This is a genomic window from uncultured Mailhella sp. (genome assembly GCF_947631555.1).
Lineage (GTDB): Bacteria > Desulfobacterota > Desulfovibrionia > Desulfovibrionales > Desulfovibrionaceae > Mailhella.
In genome coordinates, this window is sequence record NZ_CANRLT010000043.1 from 1 (window position 1) to 21168 (window position 21168).

17 protein-coding genes, 1 pseudogene and 1 riboswitch are annotated in these 21168 nt (G+C 59.0%); of the genes and pseudogenes, 5 read left to right on the forward strand and 13 right to left on the reverse strand.

Annotated elements, in window-relative coordinates; translation table 11 throughout:
- On the forward strand, positions 1–735 hold a 735-nt coding region (locus Q0Z94_RS07175), incomplete at its 5' end, for an IS110 family transposase (protein ID WP_298068333.1).
- A 409-nt stretch (positions 736–1144) separates the two neighbouring features.
- Here Q0Z94_RS07175 and Q0Z94_RS07180 read toward each other — a convergent pair.
- From Q0Z94_RS07180 to Q0Z94_RS07195, 4 genes and pseudogenes are all read right to left on the reverse strand, one after another.
- Positions 1145–1385, reverse strand: a pseudogene (locus Q0Z94_RS07180) (dihydropyrimidine dehydrogenase); the annotation flags it as partial.
- Between the two features lie 66 nt (positions 1386–1451).
- Positions 1452–2849: an NADPH-dependent glutamate synthase gene (gene gltA / locus Q0Z94_RS07185; protein WP_298068334.1), complete on the reverse strand. Its 1398-nt coding sequence runs from the start codon at positions 2847–2849 to the stop codon at positions 1452–1454.
- 2 nt (positions 2850–2851) lie between these two features.
- Complete coding sequence (locus Q0Z94_RS07190) at positions 2852–3715, reverse strand: sulfide/dihydroorotate dehydrogenase-like FAD/NAD-binding protein (RefSeq protein WP_298068335.1); 864 nt, start codon at positions 3713–3715, stop codon at positions 2852–2854.
- A 199-nt stretch (positions 3716–3914) separates the two neighbouring features.
- Positions 3915–4658 (reverse strand): carbonic anhydrase, encoded by a 744-nt coding sequence (locus Q0Z94_RS07195; protein ID WP_298068336.1) that lies wholly within the window; start codon positions 4656–4658, stop codon positions 3915–3917.
- Positions 4659–4959: 301 nt separating this feature from the next.
- A riboswitch (yybP-ykoY riboswitch) is annotated at positions 4960–5121 on the forward strand.
- A 7-nt stretch (positions 5122–5128) separates the two neighbouring features.
- Between Q0Z94_RS07195 and Q0Z94_RS07200 the strand changes: the two genes are divergently transcribed.
- Positions 5129–6136 carry a TerC family protein gene (locus tag Q0Z94_RS07200; RefSeq protein WP_298068337.1) on the forward strand — a complete coding sequence of 336 codons (1008 nt, stop codon included), beginning with the start codon at positions 5129–5131 and terminating at the stop codon, positions 6134–6136.
- 710 nt (positions 6137–6846) lie between these two features.
- Here the strand turns inward: Q0Z94_RS07200 and Q0Z94_RS07205 are convergent.
- The 4 genes from Q0Z94_RS07205 to Q0Z94_RS07220 form a co-directional block, all read right to left on the reverse strand.
- Positions 6847–7266, reverse strand: a complete 420-nt coding sequence (locus Q0Z94_RS07205) for a hypothetical protein (protein WP_298068338.1) — start codon at positions 7264–7266, stop codon at positions 6847–6849.
- A gap of 62 nt (positions 7267–7328) precedes the next feature.
- Positions 7329–8327 carry an OmpA family protein gene (locus Q0Z94_RS07210; RefSeq protein ID WP_298068339.1) on the reverse strand — a complete coding sequence of 333 codons (999 nt, stop codon included), beginning with the start codon at positions 8325–8327 and terminating at the stop codon, positions 7329–7331.
- Positions 8328–8557: 230 nt separating this feature from the next.
- The gene (locus Q0Z94_RS07215; protein ID WP_298068340.1) at positions 8558–8875 is read right to left on the reverse strand and encodes a TusE/DsrC/DsvC family sulfur relay protein; all 318 of its coding nucleotides are present in this window, start codon (positions 8873–8875) and stop codon (positions 8558–8560) included.
- Positions 8876–9172: 297 nt separating this feature from the next.
- Entirely contained in the window at positions 9173–9664 is a 492-nt protein-coding gene (locus Q0Z94_RS07220; protein ID WP_298068341.1) for a YchJ family protein, read from the reverse strand.
- A 439-nt stretch (positions 9665–10103) separates the two neighbouring features.
- On the opposite strand from Q0Z94_RS07220, the gene ispD reads away from it, so the two are divergent.
- Complete coding sequence (gene ispD / locus Q0Z94_RS07225; protein ID WP_298068342.1) at positions 10104–11285, forward strand: 2-C-methyl-D-erythritol 4-phosphate cytidylyltransferase; 1182 nt, start codon at positions 10104–10106, stop codon at positions 11283–11285.
- 23 nt (positions 11286–11308) lie between these two features.
- A complete protein-coding gene (locus Q0Z94_RS07230; protein WP_298068343.1) occupies positions 11309–12571 on the forward strand; it encodes an aminoacetone oxidase family FAD-binding enzyme in 1263 nt (420 codons plus the stop codon).
- 147 nt (positions 12572–12718) lie between these two features.
- On the opposite strand, the gene Q0Z94_RS07235 is transcribed toward Q0Z94_RS07230, so the two are convergent.
- The 5 genes from Q0Z94_RS07235 to Q0Z94_RS07255 all read right to left on the reverse strand — a co-directional run bounded on the left by Q0Z94_RS07235 (position 12719) and on the right by Q0Z94_RS07255 (position 19211).
- Positions 12719–13900, reverse strand: coding sequence for a phosphoglycerate kinase (locus tag Q0Z94_RS07235; RefSeq protein WP_298068344.1), 1182 nt, complete (start codon positions 13898–13900; stop codon positions 12719–12721).
- A 14-nt stretch (positions 13901–13914) separates the two neighbouring features.
- Positions 13915–15909 (reverse strand): transketolase, encoded by a 1995-nt coding sequence (tkt, locus tag Q0Z94_RS07240; protein WP_298068345.1) that lies wholly within the window; start codon positions 15907–15909, stop codon positions 13915–13917.
- 204 nt (positions 15910–16113) lie between these two features.
- Complete coding sequence (gene rpe / locus Q0Z94_RS07245) at positions 16114–16773, reverse strand: ribulose-phosphate 3-epimerase (RefSeq protein ID WP_298068346.1); 660 nt, start codon at positions 16771–16773, stop codon at positions 16114–16116.
- Entirely contained in the window at positions 16770–17225 is a 456-nt protein-coding gene (locus Q0Z94_RS07250; protein ID WP_366517587.1) for a MerR family transcriptional regulator, read from the reverse strand. Before Q0Z94_RS07250 ends, rpe begins: the two co-directional genes overlap by 4 nt.
- Positions 17226–18074: 849 nt before the next feature.
- Positions 18075–19211 carry a sigma-54 dependent transcriptional regulator gene (locus Q0Z94_RS07255; protein ID WP_298068347.1) on the reverse strand — a complete coding sequence of 379 codons (1137 nt, stop codon included), beginning with the start codon at positions 19209–19211 and terminating at the stop codon, positions 18075–18077.
- A 610-nt stretch (positions 19212–19821) separates the two neighbouring features.
- Between Q0Z94_RS07255 and Q0Z94_RS07260 the strand changes: the two genes are divergently transcribed.
- On the forward strand, positions 19822–21168 hold a 1347-nt coding region (locus Q0Z94_RS07260), incomplete at its 3' end, for an NADH:flavin oxidoreductase (protein WP_298068348.1).

Genomic DNA, 21168 nt, shown 5'->3' on the forward strand with positions numbered 1-21168 from the left:
CGCAGACCGAGTACGAAGTTTGTCAGCATCAAAACCGTTGATCAACAACAGCTCATGGCCTTGCATAAAGTCCGTGAACGTCTTGTCGGCAACAGAACCGCACTCGTCAATCAGATTCGGGCTCTTCTTCATGAGATAGGCATCGTCATTCCTCAAGGGATAGCCTGGGTGCGGCGTGAACTGCCATTGCTGATCGCTCCAGACGACATGAGACTTTCCGCAGCCTTCAAACAACTCTTCACGGCAATGCATGAGGAGCTGAGAGAACTGGATACGCGGGTCGGGGAACTGGAAAAGCAGCTTGTCAGCATGGCGAAAGCGGACGAGGACTGCACTCGACTGATGCGGATACCCGGTGTCGGTGTGCTGACGGCTACGGCTGTCACTGCGCACATGGGTAACGCTCGCCACTTCAAGAACGGGCGTCAATTCGCAGCCTGTCTTGGTCTGACTCCAAGAGAATACTCCTCAGGGGGCAAGCAGAAACTGCTCGGCATCAGCAAGCGAGGCAATGCGTACATCCGCAAACTTCTCATTCAGGGGGCGCGATCTCTCTGGCTGTTCTGGCAATACAAACAGCCGCAGGAAGATAGAAGGGCCCAATGGATGCAGGAAGTGGCAATGCGCCGGGGAAAGTTTGTGGCGATAGTTGCACAGGCCAATAAGACAGCAAGAATTCTTTGGAACGTATTGGCTAAGAGTGAGGAGTACCGTCAGGATTACAGCATCGCGTAAGAAAGCTCAGAACTGATGAGCAAACGGCAGAGCCGACGATGGGGAACTCCGGCGTTGTGCAAAGGTAACAACCCTGAAAAAGTGATAAGAGAGCCCATCGTGCGGATTTCATCATGGCTCGCAAAAGAGAGCGAAAGCCGGATACATGCATGCACTCTCCGCAAGTCATCAGAGCCTGAACCTATCAAAAAGATGTCCAGAAAGGAGGAGACTGGCTAAGCGCGAAGTTAATCAAATATCGTGAAAATGATAAGGCCTTCGGATTTCTTCTTGACTTCGGGGCGCGGACCATACAGGCACAACGGGCGAAGCCCGATTGTGCGCGGCCTGCTCGCTATCAGCGGCGTACACGCCGTGCCTCCGGCGGATAAGGAAACGAAAGGCAAAAACTCTCCTCCCTAACCGCCGCACGGCGGCGGCCGGAAGCGTCGGGTTCGCCAAGCTCCATGCGCTGAAGCTCCACTCCCTGCACACGGCTGTCTTCGCCCACGATGAAGCGCACCGGTGCGGAGAGTTCCAGAAGCTGCACACCCTCTTCCAGCGCGTGTTCGATTTCCTCACCACGGGCGGGCATTTCGGCACGGGTACGGCGGTATGTGCGCGATCTTTGCGCCCAGACGCAGGGCGTCCATGTCTACGCTGCCGGCGCCACCCTCTGCACAACAGAAAAGGGGGAGGCGACCTCCCCCTTTCAGTTCTCTAAGCCAGTGAACAGGCTACTGTTCCAGCCCCATCCTGCGGGCGATGGACTGGGCGGCACGGCGTCCGGCGCCCATGGCCAGAATCACGGTTGCCGCGCCGGTAACGATGTCACCGCCGGCGTACACGTTGGGAATGGAAGTCTCGCCGTTCTCGTCCACCTTGATATAACCCTTTTCGTTCAAGGCCAGATCGGGGGTGGAGCTGATGAGCAGCGGGTTGGGACGGGTTCCCAGAGCCACGATGGCCAGATCCGTTTCCAGCGTGAAGTTCTGACCTTCTATGGGACGCGGACGGCGGCGGCCGGAAGCGTCGGGTTCGCCAAGCTCCATGCGCTGAAGCTCCACGCCCTGCACACGGCTGTCTTCGCCCACGATGAAGCGCACCGGTGCGGAGAGTTCCAGAAGCTGCACACCCTCTTCCAGCGCGTGTTCGATTTCCTCACCACGGGCGGGCATTTCGGCACGGGTACGGCGGTACACGATGTGCACGGTCTCCGCGCCCAGACGCAGAGCTGTACGGGCGGCGTCCATGGCCACGTTGCCCGCGCCGAACACGGTCACATGCTTGCCTCTGGCCACGGGAGTGTCGTAATCAGGGAAGGAGTGGGCGCGGCCCAGATTCACACGGGTCAGATATTCGTTGGCGGAAAACACGCCGTTGCAGTTTTCGCCGGGCACGTTGAGGAAGTGGGGAAGCCCCGCGCCCACGCCGATGAACACGGCGTCGTAGCCCTCGGCCAGCAGGCCCTGAGGCGTCACGGTACGGCCGCCCACATAGTTCAGGCGGATGTCCACGTTCATGGCGCGCAGGTTGTCCAGTTCGTGGGCGACCACGTCCTTGGGCAGACGGAAGGCGGGGATGCCGTAAATGAGCACACCACCGGCCTCGTGCAGCCCTTCAAAAACGGTAACATCCACGCCCAGACGGGCCAGATAGCCGGCGCAGGTCACGGAAGAAGGCCCGGAGCCGATGCAGGCCACGCGGTGTCCCGTGCGGGTGATGGCCGGAACTTCTTCATCGGAAGCGTGGTCAGCCACATAGCGTTCCAGGCGGCCGATGGCCACGGGCTGCCCCTTCTTGCCAAGGATGCAGCGGCCTTCGCACTGCTTTTCCTGCGGGCAGACGCGGCCGCACACGGCGGGCAGGCTGCTGGCGGAATGGATGATGCGGCTGGCCTCGTCGATATTGCCCAGCACGACTTCATGGATAAATTCCGGGATGGGAATGTCCACGGGGCAGCCGCCGCGGCACAGGGGCTTCTTGCACTGCAGGCAGCGGGTGGCTTCATCGTGAGCCATCTCGGCGGTATAGCCGAGAGCGACTTCCTTAAAATTCCTGATGCGCTCCTGGGGCTCCTGGCAGGGCATCTCGTGACGGGGGATTTTGGCCCCACGAATGCTTTCCTGGCTCATGATCAGCCCTCCTTCTTTTCAAAGCAATGGCATCTATGGTTCTCGGCCTCGATCTTCTCTTCCGCACGGAAGGAAGCCAGACGGCTGCGCAGCTCCGCAAAGTCCACCAGATGGCCGTCAAATTCAGGGCCGTCCACGCAGGTGAACTTCATTTCGCCGCCCACGGTGACGCGGCAGGCGCCGCACATGCCCAGGCCGTCCACCATGAGCGAGTTCAGGCTCACGGTGGTCTTCACGCCGTAGCCGCGGGTCAGCTCAGCCACGGCCTGCATCATGGGAACAGGCCCCACGCCCACGACTTCGGCAATGTTCTCGCCTTCACTGTCCAGACGGGCGCGAACCAGATCCGTCACGATGCCCTTCTGTCCGAAGGAACCGTCGTCCGTGGAGACCAGCACTTCATCGCAGAACAGGGAAAGTTCCTTGTGGAACAGCAGGAGATCCTTGTTCCGCGCGCCGATGCAGGCGATCACATAGTTGCCTGCGTTGTGGTGGCCCTTGGCAATATGGTGCATGGCCGCAACGCCGGTACCGCCGCCAACGCAGATAACCTTTTTGGGAGCGGGGAATTTCTCAATGACCGTGGCACGGCCGAGAGGCCCGCACACGTCCAGAATTTCCTGGCCTTCTTCCAGTTCTTCGAGAAGCTGAGTGGAGCGGCCAAGTACCAGATACACGATGCTGATGGTGCCGTTGACAGGATCCGTATCGGCGATGGTGAGCGGGAAACGTTCGCCGTGTTCATCCACGCGAAGGATGACGAAATGTCCCGGCTTTGCCGTAGAAGCGATCTGCGGCGCATCCAGAACCAGTTTGCTGGTTCTGCCGGGGATCAGCTTCTCCTTGTGCAAAATCTTTGTGGGCATATGACCTCCATTTGTCCTAGTCCAGATTAAGACCATAACTCAGAATAAATATAAACCTTTTTTCCGTCAATGCCATGTTTTCTGCCGCAACCGACTTTCCCGCTCCGGCGGATAAGGAAGGAAAGGGGCGGTTTGCCACCCGAAGGGAGAAGTTATGGGAAAGGAACGTTTGATGACGGAATGCGCAGGAAACCTGCCGTCAACGTCCCGGGCCATGCCCGCGGGCGGAAGGATGTCCGGGCGCAGGACGTTCGTGACGGGCGGGATGCCCTACCAGAACGGAAAAGCCTTCTTTTTCCTGATCGTACTCCAATAGTTCGCCGCTCTGAAGGTCGAAATACCAGCCATGCAGGGCAAGAAGCCCCGCTTCCGCCCTGCTCTTCACCCACGGAAACGTCATGAGGTTCGTCAGCGAAAGGCGCACACTCCACAGCTCGCAGACCCGTGCGAGCTCCGCCTCGCCGGACTCGGGGCATTCGGCGCGGGCGCGCTCCAGAGCCTTCCCCGCCAGAGCCACCCACTGATCGATAAATTCATCATCGCCGCCGCGGGTCTCTCCGGCGACAAGCGCATGGATACCGCCGCAGCAGGCGTGCCCCAGGACGATGATATCCTTCACCTTGAGATGCTTCACGGCGTATTCAAGCGCCGAACAGACGCCCCGCGGCGTTGTGCCGGAGACATACGGCGGAACAATGTTGGCGACGTTGCGCACAACGAAGAGGTCGCCCGGGGAGCTGTCCGTGAGCAGGACGGGATCCACGCGGGAGTCGCTGCAGGCGATGACGAGCGCATGAGGGTTCTGCCCCAGGCGCAGTCTGTCGAACACAGGCTCATCGTGATACCAGCGCTGCTGAAAGCGGCGAAATCCTGAGGTCAGGCGCACGACAAGCGGGTCGTGGCCGCGGGCAGGGTGATGAGTACGGGACACGCGAAACGGCATGTTACCTCCAGAACGTCAGGCTCCCTGAAGTCTATCCTCATGCCCGCAGCACGGCAAGCGCCGTTTGCGGCTGAACCTTACCGGTTCAGGTTCGATTAAGGCGCGACCTTCTTCGGAATTTTCATACGTTACCCCCACCCCGTCCTTCAGGACAGAGTATGGGAGTGCGGCAGCCCGGGAGGGGTGCCACCGGCGCAGGCGTAAATTTTGAAGGGCCTTGCCGTTTTCTTTGGCTGAAAAATCATTTCAGAACCGAGGCGGTCCTGCCGCTTGACAGCTCCGGGAAAAACGTCTAGAGAAATTTCCACGCAAAGGGGAGTAGCTGGGATCCTGAATCCCGGGTGATATCAACAGCATGGAGCGGAATCGCTCCTGGTATCGCCGTCAGCCCGACTGATAAGTGAGACCTTCGCGGCAATCGTTCGTATTGCCGGGAGGTCTTTTTTTCCTCCCGGAAAACAGGAGGAACCATGTTCGGACATTCTCTCGTCGAAGTCTTCCTTTTCCTGGCCATCATCGTTGTCTGTATGTGGCTTGATCTGCACGCCCACAGCAAGGACAAGCCCGTCTCCGCACGCGACGCCGCCATCTGGAGTGCCATCTGGATCAGCCTCGCCTTTGCCTTTGCGGGCTATATCGGCTGGACGGAAGGCAGCGACAAGGCGCAGCTCTTCATCGCCGGCTATCTGCTGGAAGAATCGCTGTCCGTGGATAATCTCTTCGTCATGATGGCCATCTTCACTTCCTTCGGCATCAGGGACGCCTATCAGCACCGCGTGCTGTTCTACGGCATACTCGGCGCGGTGGTCATGCGCCTCGCCTTTGTGGCCGCGGGCAGTTCCCTGATCAGTCTGTTCGGACCATACGCTCTCGCGGGCTTCGGCGTGTTCGTCCTCTGGACGGCATGGAAAATGTTTCAGTCCATGGGCAAGCACGAAGAAAAGGAAGTGGATTACGCCTCCCACTGGGCTGTACGCTGGACGCGGAAGCTCATCCCCATACACCCCCGCCTGCACGGGCACGACTTCTTCGCCCGCGTTGATGAACTGGGCCACCCCGTGGGAGCACCAAGAAAAAGCGTGGACGCCGTGACGGTGACGGAAACGCCCACGGGCCGGCTGCGCTGGAAAGCCACCCCGCTCTTCCTCTGCCTTGTGGTCATCGAAATCTCGGACATCATGTTCGCCTTCGACTCCGTGCCCGCCGTGCTGGCCATCACGCCCGACCCCTTCCTCGTCTATACGAGCAATATCTTTGCGATACTGGGTCTGCGATCCATGTTCTTCCTGCTGGCAGCCGCCAAGCGCTACCTGCGCCACCTGGAAAAGTCGGTCATCGCCATCCTTGCGTATATCGGCGTCAAGATGCTGCTGGACGTGGCCGGAGTCGTCCATATGCCCGCGCTCATCTCCCTGAGCGTTGTCATCGGTCTTCTGCTCATCGGAATCCTGGCGTCCTTCCTGCCGGAAAAACGATAGCCGCTTCTCCCCCCCCCTCTCTGCCGGGCGCTCCAGCGTCCGGCAGTTTTGTCCTGCCCCCCAGAGACCGCAGAGTTTCCAGCACAAGGACGAAACCGTTTTTGGCGTTATCGGTACAGGGTCAACGCAAAAACACGGAAGAAAACAGAAAGGAAACATCTGCGACGTTTCAAGGTGGGGTTGATCTGACGCGGGAGACAGGCTGAACCGCCCTGCGGGGTGGGATGTTCCCTTCCGGCGCCCTGTCCGCGAGCGGGCCGAAGCAGCGGACGAGGCGCCCCTGCCTCGGCTTACCCGCCTGAGCCGGCGGGGGAAAACGGTGCGACCTTCCGCCATCGCTGAGGCGTGGCCGACAGCCGGCAAGACACATTCTCCCTCACCCCACCCTGCGAAAGGAACAGCACTGCCTTCCCGCCGCCGGCAGGGCTTCCGGCGTTCCGAAGAAAAACTTCCCACGCACGCCAAACATGTCTGCGCACCCTCACCGACGTGAGACAAGGCCCGCACGAAAAACCTGCGAAGCGGTCACAAAAGGTGACGCACCAATCTCAAGCGACAAGCCATGCTCCATTCACGGCAAGGCTGCCGCGGCTTGCCGAACATGTGCTTGACGTGCGCAAACGGCGCTTTCTCTGCAGTCAATCGCCCCTTTTAAACGCCAAAAGGCCCTCTGTTTTTGCAGAGGACCTTTTTCCGATTCTACCTGGGCGTCAATTTTCCCACTTGCCTTTCACATAACGGGGAAGCTCTGTCAGACGCCGGATCTTGACGCACTGGAACTTGCCGCCTCTGGCGGCCTTCTGGGTATTTCCAACACTTTCGTAGGTTCGTTCTTCGTAGCGCAGCGTCGCTATGTAGTCGAAATGCTTGCTGTTGCTTTTCTTCATCTTGGCAGAAGTACTCTGCGGATCGATCTCCGTATAGGTGGCGACATACTTGCCGCCGCGCTTGAACACCTTGGGGCGTGCCTTGCTGCAGGTCATGCTGCGATTGGTCTTGCTCACATATCCATTGACAAAGGACTGGAGCTCGGCCTGAACCTGCGTTTCACTGGCAGCAGCGTCCGCCGCGCAGGGAGCGCCGATGAGCATACACCAGACGGCGGCTCCCATCAGATAATGACGAAACATTAAAACTCTCCGAAAACCATGGAAAAAGGTCCGGCTCGCGCCGGACCTTTTCAATCAATCTCTTACTTGAAGAGGAGTTCCACGCGGCGGTTCAGGTAACGGCCTTCTTCCGTGGCGTTGTCATACTTGAAGGACTTGCCCTGACCGGCAGCGGCAAGGCTGGAAGAGGGCACACCCTGCTTCACGAGGTAATCCTTAACCGCGTTGGCGCGCTTCTGAGACAGAGCGGCGTTGTAGGCGTCGGAACCAATGGAGTCGGTCCAGCCTTCGAGAGTGACCGCGGCATTCTTTTCCTTCAGCACAGCGGCGGCTTCATCGAGGATGCCCTGAGCCTTTTCATCAAGAGCGTAGGAATCGAAAGCGAAGTTCACGCCGTGAAGCACGAGGGCTTCTTCCGTCTCGCCGGTGGTGTAGAACACGTCGGCCACGAACTGATCCACGGCCTTCTGATCGGCGAGCAGGTCGGCGCCGTTCACGGTGACGGAGCAGTGGTTCAAGCCGGCGATCTTGTCGAGGATGGCCTGTCCTTCTTCCGTGTCGGCAAAGGAAACAATGTGGAAGCAGATGCCGGGCTGAGCCTGATAGATGGCGAGAGCTTCGGCCACGGGATCCACGCCGGTGTTGCTGGCGCCGTCAGAGGCGATGATGACGGCGGTAGGACGAGCCATGCCCGCGTAGGCTGCGGAATTGGCGGCCAGACCTTCGCCCATCGGGGTCATGCGGGAGAAGATGGGCTGATCGGTCTTGAGCGAGGCAATGCCGGCCTGCATGGCGGCCTTGTCCCAGTCACCGTAGGAAACAACGCCGGCACCGGGTCCGAAGGTGTGCATGGAAGCCTTGTAGCCCAGATCCGGAATGGTGTTGTTGATGGCGGAGAGAACCTGCTTGGCGGCGGCGACCTTGCTCATGCCAAGGGCGGGATTCTTCATCATCATGGAGCCGGAGTAGTCGGCCAGGAAGTCAAAGCTGTCCACCTTGCGAACCATGTCCGCGGCCTGCGAAGCCGTGGCAAGTCCCAGAACCAAAGCGGCAGCAAGCAGAATGGTACGGAACGTTTTCATGGAATCCTCCATAAAAGTAAAAAAGTTTCGTAGAATCGGATGCCTTTATCACTATCAAAGGCTACGGGGGCGCGCAAGCAGAAAAACGGGGCGGAAAGGAAATATCCCGCACCTTTTGCACGCTGCTGCAGCTTTTCGAAGCGACTGCCTGTGAAAAAACAAAGGCGAAAAAGAAAAGTCTTTCGCCTTTGTACCCATAAAGGGCGGTATCGTGTATAAAGTTTGACGACTTACACGCAGCCGGTGGGCTTGGGCAGGCCGGCCATCTTGCAGGCTCCCTTGCCGGGGCCGGAGGGGAAGAGCTCGTAGATTTCCTTCAGCTTGTAGCCGGTATTCTTGGACATGATGCGGACCATGGGCGCAATACCGTTCTTCTTGTAGTAGTCCTGCAGGAAATCAATGACCTTCTGATGATCGGGAGTGAGTTCGGGAATACCTTCAGACTCCTTCACATATTCGAGCCATTCAGGGCACCAGTCGTCAAAACGCAGCAGGAAACCGTCTTCATCGACTTCAAAGGTCTTTCCCTGGAAAGAAACTTCAGCCATGCGCGTCCTCCTTGGACATGTTGGACTGTTGAGATTCTTCCATGCGGGGGCATGGATAACATACATGCAAGGAAAAAAGATTCCTCTTGTCAGGAGTTAGTCTGACACACTTGCCTGTAAATGGCAAGCCCGGCCATCATTCTTTTCCCGCTCAGATCCCCGATCCGAAAACCGGGGAAGCAGTACATGCTGTACGGAGAAAATTTGTACAGAGTTTTCCCGAACTCTGCAAGCCTCTTTTTCGGGAAAACAGACACCTCTCCACCTTCAGCGCCGGAGATTGGACCAAATTCACGCTCAGCGCGGCATACAGCACTTCTTGTACTTCTTGCCGCTCCCGCAGGGGCAGGGATCGTTACGGCCGATCTTCGGACCGGCGTTCCGCACGGGCTGTCTGGCGTGAACTGTTCCGTCCACATAGAACCATTCTTCTCCTTCCCGGCGAAAAAAGGCGTCCTCGCGCAGCTCCTGGGGAATATTCTTCACGCTGTAATGCGCGCAGAACTTCACTTCTCCCGTACTGTCGTTTTCTCCACCAGCGCTGGTCTCCAGGATGTCGAGGCCCTCCCAGGTCATGAAGGAAGACCATTCCTGAATTTCTTCGGCAGAAGCGCCCTCGCGAAACTCGGGGTGCGTGGTATCCGTGAGAAAGTCGTATTTTTTGAGACAGTGGGCCGTGTAGCGGGCGCGCATAAGGGCTTCGGCCGTCGGGGCCTTGGCCTTTCCGTCGATGTACCGGCCGCAGCAGACATCCAGCTCCAGGCCGGAACCACAGGGACAAAGACTCATAGAACTATCCTCCAACAACGTTGAACGCAGTCTGCCCGTATTCCGTGAGGAACACAAGCCCTTCTTTCTGAAAACACAAAAAGCCCGCCGGAGAGGGAGCCGACGGGCAAAGATGTGTACTGTCAGAGGAATGCTTTCTTTAAAGCAAAAAGTGTGCCAAACCTTGCAAAAAAAATATTTTTCTTTTTATATCAGTATATTATAAAACCACTTTGCGCTTTTTCCGGCTAAAAGAAACCCACTGACGTACTGTTTTTTGAACATTGGCTCCGCGGCCGCAACGTTTTTGGTGCCTGCCTTGAAAAAATTTTGAACATCTGCCGGCGGAGCCGCTTTGCCTGCGGCCCGGGATGTGCTATCAAAAAGCACGCCGCCTCTCTCCGCTGTGGGAACGGCGCACCATGCACAGGGGCTTTCCCCGTAGTTTCAAGGATCGAACATGAACAAGACATGCTGGGGCGTCATCCTTGCCGCCGGTCAGGGGAAACGCTTATCCACCGCCACCGGCGGAAGGGAAAAGCAGTTTCTCCGGTATCAAGGCGCGCCGCTCTGGTGGCGCTCCGTTCTGGCTCTGTCGGCGTCTCCCCGCATCCACGGGCTGGCGCTGGTCTTCCCTCCTGACAAAAAAACGGAAGCGGAAGCGGAAATGCGTTCACTGAAAAAGGCAAATCCTCCTGGTGTGCCGCTCGTTGCCGTGAGCGGAGGCGTCAGGCGTCAGGATTCCGTGCGGCTGGGACTGGCCGCCCTGCCCCGCGACTGCGCTTTCGTCCTCATCCACGACAGCGCCCGCCCCTTCGTTTCCACAGCTCTTGTCTCGCGTCTGGCCCTGGCTTTGGATGATACGGACGGCGGCGTCATCCCCGGCGTGGCCGTGTCCGATACCATCAAGGAAGTGAATGCAAGCGGCGCTGTGGCCCGCACCCCGGAACGCTCCAGTCTGCGGGCCGTGCAGACGCCTCAGGCTTTTCCGCTGGAACTGCTGCGAGCAGCCCACGCCCGCGCCGAAGCCGAGGGCTGGGAGGTCACGGACGACGCCTCGCTCATGGAACGCTGCGGGCACACTGTCCGCGTCATCGAGGGAGACATGGAGAATATCAAGATCACGCACCCTCAGGATCTGGCTCTGCTTTCCGAAGCGAAGCCCGCCCTGCCCTGCTGCGGCTACGGCTACGACGTACACGCCTACGGCGGCGACCGTCCTCTCATACTCGGCGGCGTCACCATCGGCGGCCCTTTCCTCGTCCGCGCCCATTCCGATGGCGACGTGCTGCTGCACGCCCTCATGGATGCGCTGCTCGGCTGCTTCGGCGCCGGAGACATAGGCCGGCTCTTCCCGGACAGCGACGCCCGTTTTGAAGGTATCTCCTCGGTGATTCTGCTGGATCGCGTCCTGAGCCTTGCCGCTGAAGCGGGTGTGCGCCTTGTCCACGCCGACCTCACGGTGATTGCCCAGAAGCCGCGCCTTGCACCTCATGCCGAGACCATTCGGCGCAATGTGGCCCGGCTGCTCGACCTGCCCCTGGATCGGGTGAGCTTCAAGGCCACCACGGAAGAACACCTGGGCTTCACGGGAGAACTGCGCGGACTCAAGGCTGTGACGCTGGTGACGGCCCTGCGCTGATGCGATTTTTGTACGGAGCTTCCATGATCTACGACGCCGCCATCATCGGAGCCGGCCCTGCGGGTCTGCTCTGCGCCCGGCAGTCCGCCCGCCGCGGTCTGCGCACCGCCCTCATTGACAGCCACGCTGAGCCGGGGGCCAAACTTGCCGTCTCCGGCGGGGGCAGAGGCAACGTGACAAACCGCATTCTTGCGCAGAATCGCTATCTGGGCGAAGACACGGCTCTTCTGCGTTCTGTGCTGCGCTCCTTCACCTGCGAGGATGCGCTCGCTCTCATGCGGGAACTGCGCCTTCCGGTGGAAGAGAGGGACTTCGGGCAAATCTTCGGCCTGCGCCCCGCCTCCCTCCTGGCCGAACGGCTGGCCGTCCAGTGCGACGACGCGGGCGTGGATTTCTATCTTGGCGAAACCGTGGGCCGCATACTCCGCCCCGCCGCTTCGGAACACAGCTTCGGTGGAACGGAGGATGAATTTTTTGTTCTCTTCACCAGCCGAGAACGCATCCGCGCCCGTACACTGGTACTGGCCTGCGGTTCTCCCGCCTGCCCGCAGCTCGGGGGCAGCGACCGTCTGGCCCGTCTGGCCGTCTCCTGGGGGCATACGCTTGTCCCCTTCCGCCCCGTTCTCGTGCCGCTGATCATGCCGGACGGCTGGCCACTCGCCGGACTGGAAGGCATAAGCCTGAACGTGCGCCTGGGACTGGAACGCGGCGGCTCCGTGTCCTGGCCGGATCCCGAGGGGATACGCCCCCTGCTCTTCACCCATCGGGGCGTGAGCGGGCCAGCCGTACTCACCGTCTCCTGCTGGTGGCGGCCCGGGGACGGGCTTGTCATCGACTTCCTCCCCGAACTTTCCGTTTCCACGCTCCTCGATGCCAGGGAAAACAGCCGATTGCTGGTAAAGAATCTGCTCTCCCGCCATCTTCCCGCCCGCCTCGCCAAAGCCCTCTGTCCTCCAGAACTTGCTGAGCGCAAAACGGCGGGCCTGAGCAGAAAGGATCGGCAGCGCCTCGCGGATGCCTGTCACCGCTTCCGGGCAGCCCCCACAGGCACGGAAGGCATGAAGCGAGCCGAAGCCGCCGCAGGCGGCATTGCCCTGGCCTCACTCTCGCGCCGTCTGGAAAGTCTGAGCGTACCCGGCCTTTTTTTCTGCGGCGAAATCGTGGACATCACCGGACTGCTGGGCGGCTACAATATCCACTGGGCCTTTGCCAGCGGGCAGCTTGTGGGGAACGCCCTCGCCGAGACTCTGAAAAAGCCACGCCCCCATCACGGACGCCAGGGCTGACCGAACACACCTGCCCATTACAAGCAAGACCCGAAGCGCACGGCTCCCGGCCTTTTCCGGCGTAGGGACGCGCCGAAAAAAGGCGCACGGGAAAAGAAGAGGCGGGAAATATCCCGCCCCTTCGTTTCTGTCTTTTCCGCAGTGCCGCTATTTTTTCTCTGCAGCGTCGGCCAGAGCCGCCACCGCCGGAAGCGTCTTGCCTTCAAGGACTTCAAGGAAGGCGCCGCCGCCCGTGGACAGATAGCCCATGTTGGACGCCAGGCCGAAGGCTTCCACGGCGGCCACGGTATCACCGCCGCAAACCACGGTGTAGGCCTTGCTCTTTGCAAGGATAGCGGCCAGCGCACGGCTGCCGTTGTCAAAAGGCACGGTCTCGAACGCGCCCACAGGCCCGTTCCACACGATAGTGCGCGCCTCGGAAAGAAGTTTGGCGTATTCCGTGGCGGTGGCTTCGCCGATATCGAAGGCGCTGTCCGCGGCGGACAGTGCGGACACGGGCTTGGTCACCGCCTCGGAGGCGTGTTCAAAATCGGGCGCGACCACGACGTCCGTGGGCAGAGGCAGGCGGACGCCGCGTTCCCTGGCCAGTTCGATGAGGCGCCTGGCTTCAGGGATGAGATCCTTTTCCACCAGGGAGGCTCCCATATTGTAACCCGCGGCTTCCAGGAAGGTGTTGGCGATGCCGCCGCCGACAATAAGCCCGTCCACATGCTTGAGGAGGTTCTCAAGCACGGTCAGCTTCGTGGAGACCTTGGAACCGCCGATAATGGCGAAAAGGGGACGCTCCGGCGTCTCAAGCAGCTTGGTGGCCGCTTCCATCTCGGCGAACATGAGCGGCCCGGCCACGGCCACGGGAGCCTTGCGCAATGCGCCTTCCGTGGAAGCCTGGGCACGGTGCGCGGCGCCGAAGGCGTCCATGACGTAGATGTCGCCCATGGCGGCATAACTTGCCGCAAGAGCTTCATCGTTCTTCTTTTCGCCTTTGAAGAAGCGCACGTTTTCACAGAGCACGACCTGACCCGGAGCGCATTCCACGCCCTTCAGAGGTTCGGCGCAGAAGTCCACGGGCGTTCCCAGCAGCTTGCCCATGTGGGCGGCCACAGGGCGCAGGGAAAACTTTTCGTCGAATTCCCCTTCCACAGGACGCCCCAGGTGCGCCAGCAGGACAACGCCCGCTCCGGCGTCCAGGGCCTTGCGCACCGTGGGAAGGATGGCGCGGATACGCTTGTCGCTGGTGATGACGCCGTCATGGATCGGCACATTGACATCCACGCGCATCACCACGCGTTTGCCCTTCATATCCACATCATTCATAGTCAGTGCTTTCATCATTCTCTCCTTCATTAAAGGATTTCCAGTCCCTGCTTCACGAGATTCTCCACCGTGAAGCCAAAATACGGGAAGAGTTTGCCCGCGGGCGCGGAAGCTCCGAACGTGGTCATGCCAATGCTGCGGCCGTCAAGCCCGACGTACTTCCACCAGTAGTCCGCCGCCAGCGCTTCCACAGCGATACGGGCGCGCACGGAAGCAGGCAGGACGGCTTCCCGGTATCCCGCGTCCTGGCGGTCGAAAACCTCGGTGCAGGGCATGGACACCACGCGCACCCGCCGCCCCTGGCCCGCAATTTTTTCCGCGGCTTCCACGGCAAGCTGCACCTCCGAGCCGGTGGCGATATAGATGAGTTCCGGGACGCCTTCGCAGTCCTTGAGAATATAGCCGCCGCGCCGGATGTTCCGGGCGGCCTCAGCAGCACGGGTCTGCTGCGGCAGGTTCTGACGGCTCATGACCAGGCAGACCGGCCCGTCTTCGTGTTCTATGGCCGAAGTCCAGGCCGCCGCAGCCTCAAGAGAGTCGCAGGGCCGCCACACGTCCACATCGGGCGTCAGACGCAGGGCCGCCATCTGTTCCACGGGCTGATGCGTGGGGCCGTCTTCGCCCACGCCGATGGAGTCATGTGTGAGTACCCAGATCACGCGCTTCTTCATGATGGCCGCGGAGCGTATGGCGCTCTTCGCGTAGTCGGAAAACACGAAGAACGTCCCGCCGTAGGGCAGAAAGCCGCCGTGCAGCAAAAGCCCGTTCATGACGGCGCCCATGCCGAATTCACGCACGCCGTAGCGGATATAATTGCCGGTATAGGTATCGGGGTTCAAAGCTGCCGCGGCACTGTGTTCGGTGCCCACGGAGCCGCTGAGGTCGGCGGAGCCGCCCACAAGCTCGGGCAATGCCGGAGCCAGGATGTTGAGTACGGCCTTGCCCGCCGCACGGGTGGCCACGGGCTTGACTTCGGCAGCGGCTGCAGCAAGTGCCTGGTCACGAACCTCAGCCCAGTTTTCAGGGAGCTTCCCCGACATACGGCGGTTGAATTCTTCAGCCAGCTCGGGATAGGCCGCGGCGTAGGCGGCCATCATGTCCTTCCACGCCTTTTCCGCGCTGGCTCCGGCTGCGCGGGCGTCCCATGCGGCCCGAATCTCTTCGGGCACAGTGAAGGGTTCGGCACTCCAGCCCAGGGCGGCTTTTGCCGCAGCGGCCTCTTCCGCTCCCAGGGGCGAACCGTGGCATGAAGCGCTTCCCGCCTTGGTGGGCGCCCCCTTGCCGATAATGGTCCTGCAGCAGATGAGCGAGGGTCTGTCGGTTACGGCTGCGGCCGTGCGTATGGCCATATCAAGCTGATCGGGGTCGTGTCCGTCTATGCCGCGCACAACATGCCAGCCCAGAGCCTCAAAGCGGCCGGGCACGTCCTCGGTAAACCAGCCGTCCACCTTGCCGTCGATGGAGATCCCGTTGTCATCGTAAAGCGCGATAAGCCGCCCCAGTTTCCATGTCCCCGCCAGAGAGCAGGCTTCCTCGGCCACGCCTTCCATGAGGCAGCCGTCACCGAGAAAGACCCAGGTGTAGTGATCCACCACAGGAAAGCCCTCGCGGTTGAACTCTGCGGCCAGCATCCGTTCCGCCAGAGCCATGCCCACAGCCGTGGCAATGCCCTGCCCCAGCGGGCCGGTAGTCATTTCCACTCCGGGCGTGACGCCGGCTTCGGGATGACCCGGCGTTCTGGCTCCCAGCTGGCGAAAGTCCCTGATGTCCTCCATGCTGACCTCATAGCCCGTGAGGTGCAGCAGCGCGTAAAGCAGCATGGACGCATGGCCGTTGGACAGCACGAAGCGGTCGCGGTTCGGCCAGCCCGGGTCGGCAGGATTATGCTTCAGAAAGCCGCGCCACAGCGCTTCGGCCATGTCCGCCATGCCCATGGGAGCGCCGGGGTGCCCGGATTTGGCCTTTTCAATGGCGTCAATGGCGAGCGCACGGACAGCGTTGGCAAGTTCTGAACGAGCAGGCATGAAACACTCCTTTTCAACAAAAGACCAAAAAAATTATTGTACCGCCGCGATGTTTCAATCCACAGCCGCCCCATCCGCCGACTGACTCCGCAACCGACGGATAGGGATCGTGCGGATTGCCTCCTGAAGGGAGAGATTACGGAAAAGGCCTTCATCGGCTTCGCCGTCTTGTCAACTACTCTTTTCCCATGAAAGGAAGAGGTCTCAAACCACAAAGGAATTTTTGATGAAGCTTTCAAGCCGCTCTCTGTAAGGAGGATGGCCAAAGAACGCAGACCCGGACACCAGAACGCCGGCCCCGGCCCGCACAAGAGGCCCGGCGTTTTCGAGGTTTACGCCGCCGTCTACCTGAATGAGGCAGTCCTGCCGGCCCGCCGCATCAAGTTTCCGGCGCAGTGCCGACACCTTGGCGAAGGTGGACGGCAGAAATGTCTGTCCGCCAAACCCAGGGTTCACGCTCATGATGAGGACCATGTCCGCATCATCCATAACATAGTCCAGCGCGGTCAGCGGCGTGGCGGGGTTGAGGGCGACGCCCGCCCGCATCCCCAGACGGCGGATCTCGGCAAGCGTGCGCTGAAGATGGCGGGTGGCTTCGGCGTGGACAACGAGCATCTGCGCCCCGGCGTCCCTGAAGTCCGCCAGATAGCGCTCGGGCTCTTCGATCATGAGGTGTACGTCGAAAAACAGCTTTGAGACGGGGCGCAGTCCCCGGACAACGTGCTGGCCGAAGGTCATGTTGGGAACAAAACGCCCGTCCATGATATCCCAGTGTACCCACTTGACACCGGCGGACTCAAGTTCGGCGAGTGTCCAGGCAAGGCGGCCGCAGTCAGCGGAAAGAAGCGAAGGCGAAAGAATCATATGCGCTCCTCCCCGGCGCTTTGGGCGGCGAGCATGGCGCGCAGCTCCCGCAGTTCCTGAACGATGTCCATGAGCAGACCGTTCGCCGCGGCTGCAGGAGAAGGCGCAGAATCCTCCCCGGATGAGGCGGCAGGAAGCGCAGCGCCACCGTGGGAAAGTACACGGCGGGCGCCCTCGATGGTCATGCCTTGCTCATGGAGCAGAGAGCGGATAGTCCGTAGCGTCTCCATGTCCTTTTCGGAATACAGCCGCTGCCCCTTGGGAGTACGCACGGGCTGAAGCATGGGGAACTCGCCCTCCCAGAAGCGGAGGACGCTCGTCTGAAGATTCAGCGCCCGCGCCGCTTCGCCGATGCGATAGACGCGGCCGGACTGGGGCTTTTTCCCGTGCATATCCTTATCCTTGCCCTGGGGACTGAAAAAATGACACTGCCAGTAACTCTGATCGATCACGGTGAGGCTCCCCGCATGAAGACGGAAACAGGAACGAAGCCAGGGCCATGCCCATCCAGATATTCATCCTTTTTCAGAAAAAGTACCAGCAAACTTTGAAAAGGAGCATTGGCAAAGGTTACGGGCGCACGGCGTTTTCGTCAAGGGAGAAACGAGGCTGGGACATGACGGCCCCACAGCGTCAGACACGCAGACGCTGTGGATTTCAATATACCAGATACATTTATCACGACAGCCCACCAAGAGATAACGAGCCAGTTTACCTCACCTTTTCAGAAAACATAGGGTTAGCACAGGAAATTGCCAGTCTTCATCTTCAAACCATACTATAACGACAACTATGGCAGGATACGTTTTCAACGGCCAAACAAGACAGCAAGGCGTTTCAGGGCGTTGCGCCTACGCTCCTGATACCTTGTCATGAAGTACGGTGTGGGGCCTTGGAACTCAAAACGTAAGGGAGGAAAGATGAGCCTTCAGAAGGTGAAAAAGATTTATCATCTTACTTCCTTTATGGTTTGAGACCTCGGCCTTTAGGCCGATAGAGCCCCACCCCGCCCTGAAGGGCGGGGTATCTTCGGGGCGGTAGCTTGGGAGGGGATGCAAACCCCTCCCAAGCGCAGGACACAAAGCCCTGAAGGGCTTTGCTACATTATTGCTCGCCGCAATAGCACTTTTTGATATTTTTATGCGTGATACATTAAATAATCATTCTTATCCAAAGAAGCTGCCCTTGCATTCAACATCCGTATATCTTCTCAGGCAGGATTGGTCAGTCATTGAAGGAGAATTCCGCAGCCTGGCGGATCACCGCGGAACTCCCCGTGTACCGTCCTTCTTCCCCCCGGGTCACTCCCCGGCACGACGGCCATACAATATGCCCAGCTTATCCAGTTTTGCTCGCAATGTGTTAGGCTTGAGTCCGGCAAGTTCCGCCGCCCCCCGTGGGCCGGAGATCCGTCCGTCACACAGCCGCAACACCTGTTCGAAATATTCCCGTTGCATGTCGGCAAAAGACTGTACGTTTTGCCTCACCTGCCTGGATACAGCGCCAAGGGAGCGGCCCACCCGAAACACGATCATCCCGGACTCAAAGCTTCTCACAAAGCCTTCCGTCACCACATGAATAAGCTCGCGCACATTGCCCGGCCAGTCATAGTCCAGCATTTTCTGCATCTCGCCTTCGGCTATCGCAGGGACGGGTACGCCATAGTGTACCGCCTCTTTCTGAAGCACGTCCTGGATAAGTAGCGGAATATCTCCGAGACGTTCGCGCAAAGACGGGATGCGGACGGTTACGCCGGCCAGCCGGAAAAACAGGTCTTCACGAAATTTCCCCTCCCTGACCAGAGCCGGAAGATCTCGATTTGTTGCGCAGACAAGACGGAAGTCCACGGAAACCACACTCCCGCCAAGCACCTCCACCGTATGGTTCTGAATGACGCGCAGAAGCCGTGTCTGCGCGTCTATGGAAAGTTCGCCTACCTCATCCAGAAAAATGGTCCCTCCTTGAGCTCTTTCAAAACGGCCCTTGTAATCCTTCAGCGCACCCGTAAACGCCCCACGCGCATATCCGAAGAGTTCACTGTCGATGAGCGTGGGCGCGATGCCGCCGCAGTTTACCGGCACAAACGGCTTTTCATGGCGCGGCGAGAGCCGGTGCAGCTCGGAGGCAAACAGGTCTTTACCTGTGCCCGTCTCCCCGGTAATAAGCACAGGAATATCGAAAGGTGCGAGCATACGTATTTCTCTGGCCACATCCTTGAGTCCCGAATTGACGCCTACAATATCGGAAAAACCGCTGACCTGTTTGCGCAGAGAACGGTTGTTCTCCTGCGTTATCTTAAGAATTTCTTCCAGACGGCTCTGCTGACGTGTAAACCTGATGATGAAATAGAGAGGCTTCCACAGGCGTTCAAGAAAAACACGTTCCTCCGGGGTGAACTCCTTCTCCTGAGAGCAGCCGAAATAAATACTTCCCTGCACTTGTCCCTCAAACAAAAAATAAAAGTATAAACATGGAGAGCAGATTTTCACTTTATCCATTGTGAGGATATTAAAGAAGTCATCCATTTTTTTATTCTGGTGTATATAAAACGTTTTTTGCGTACTGAACTGCTCTCTGTGTTCAAAAATACGTTTAATCTCTCCGTGTGTTGGCGACTTCATGTTATCAATGAAACGCACACCATCCTTTGATATATAGATATGGTTTGAGGTCTGACTTTCATAGGGCGGGGTATAAAACAGGTAGGTGATTGGGACAAAGTCCTGCAAAAACGAAAAAAGATGCTGAAGCGCTCCGACCAGACTGTCAGCATAGGTCAGACTTTCGAGAGCGCCAAGAAACGCTCCCCGCTCCTCCGTTATTTCGTAATTTTTCTCAAGCGCTTTCGACATATGGCAATTTTTCTCCGAAATATGGGAAAAGTTCTCCATCCCCATTTTCTAACCTCCTGATATCAAAGTATAATAATCTTGGCACAAAAATAGCATAGAAAGAAGAGGAAGGAAAGCGTTTTTCCCTCTTTTCTCCGTATTCTCAAGCTAGCGGCGCAGAAAACACCGCATCCAAATCCATCGTCGGGAGGAATCCATGAAGCCTCTGTACAAGGAAAAATATCCACACGTCTTCACTCCGCTCACTGTAGGCAAAAAAAAGCAGGTCACGTTCAAACACCGCATCATGGTGCCGCCTCTTGGTTCTCAAGGTGATATCGTGGACTCCCATCACCGACTGAACCGAGATGGCGTGGAGTTTTATACGCACTATGCGCGCGGCGGCGCGGCCTGCATTACTGTCCCCATGGAAATTCCGCCGAACGGAGGACATCGCGGCGATCTCGTGCTGGACGACAAGGTTGACGGTTTCATCTACATGCATAACCTTCAGCGTCCCGTTCACATGTACGGTGCGAAGACACTGTGCGAGATCTATCACGCCGGCTGCTGCATGCTGCCGTGGCCTGGCTACGAACTCATCAGTTCGAGCGCGTTCATGTACAACGGACGCATGACCAAAGCCATGAATGAAAAAGACATGGAAGACGTCAAAAAGATGTATGTGGACGCCGCAGTGCTGGCCATGCGTTCCGGATTCGATGGCATACTCCTGCACTACGGACACGGCTGGCTGATGAACAACTTCCTTTCTCCCCTCTGCAACAAGCGCACTGACGCCTATGGCGGTTCTGTAGAAAACCGCTGCCGCTATCCTCTGGAAATCATCCAAGCCATTCGCAATGTCATTGGCTATGACATGATCATAGAAGTGCGGCTCAACGGCGACGACAAAAAGGAAGGCGGCATTACGCCTGACGACTGCGCACAGCAGGCCCTCATCTTCCAGGATTATGTGGACATGATCCACGTCTCCTGCGGCACTCGCCTCGATGCCCACGCCCGCCCAAAGATGCACCCCACCTGCTTCGTTCCCGAAGCTCATAATGCCGAAGCAGCCTATACGCTCAAGAAGGCCGGCGTCAAGATTCCCGTGGGCGTTGTCGGGGCCATCGGCAGTGCTGCGACGGCCGAGAAACTTATCTCCGAAGGCAAGTGTGACTACGTGCTGGTGGGACGGCAGTCCGTCGCCGACCCCTACTGGTTCAACAAGGTTCGCGAAGGCCGCGAAGAAGATATCCGGCCCTGTATCCGTTGCGATTACTGTCTGGACGGCGGCCGCCGCGGCTCCCTGACCACGGAAGTCAATATCTCTGACACTGCCAGCTTTGACGGTCACTGCTCGGTTAATCCGCTCTACCGTCAGGGTCAGTACAAGGAATACATGCTGCGTCCCACCACCCCAAAAAAGGTGGCCGTCGTGGGCGGCGGCGTGGCCGGTATGCAGGCTGCGCTCAAAGCTGTGGAACGCGGCCATACCGTGACGCTTTTTGAAAAAAGCGGGCAGCTCGGCGGGCAGCTTGCCATGTATCCCGACCACCTC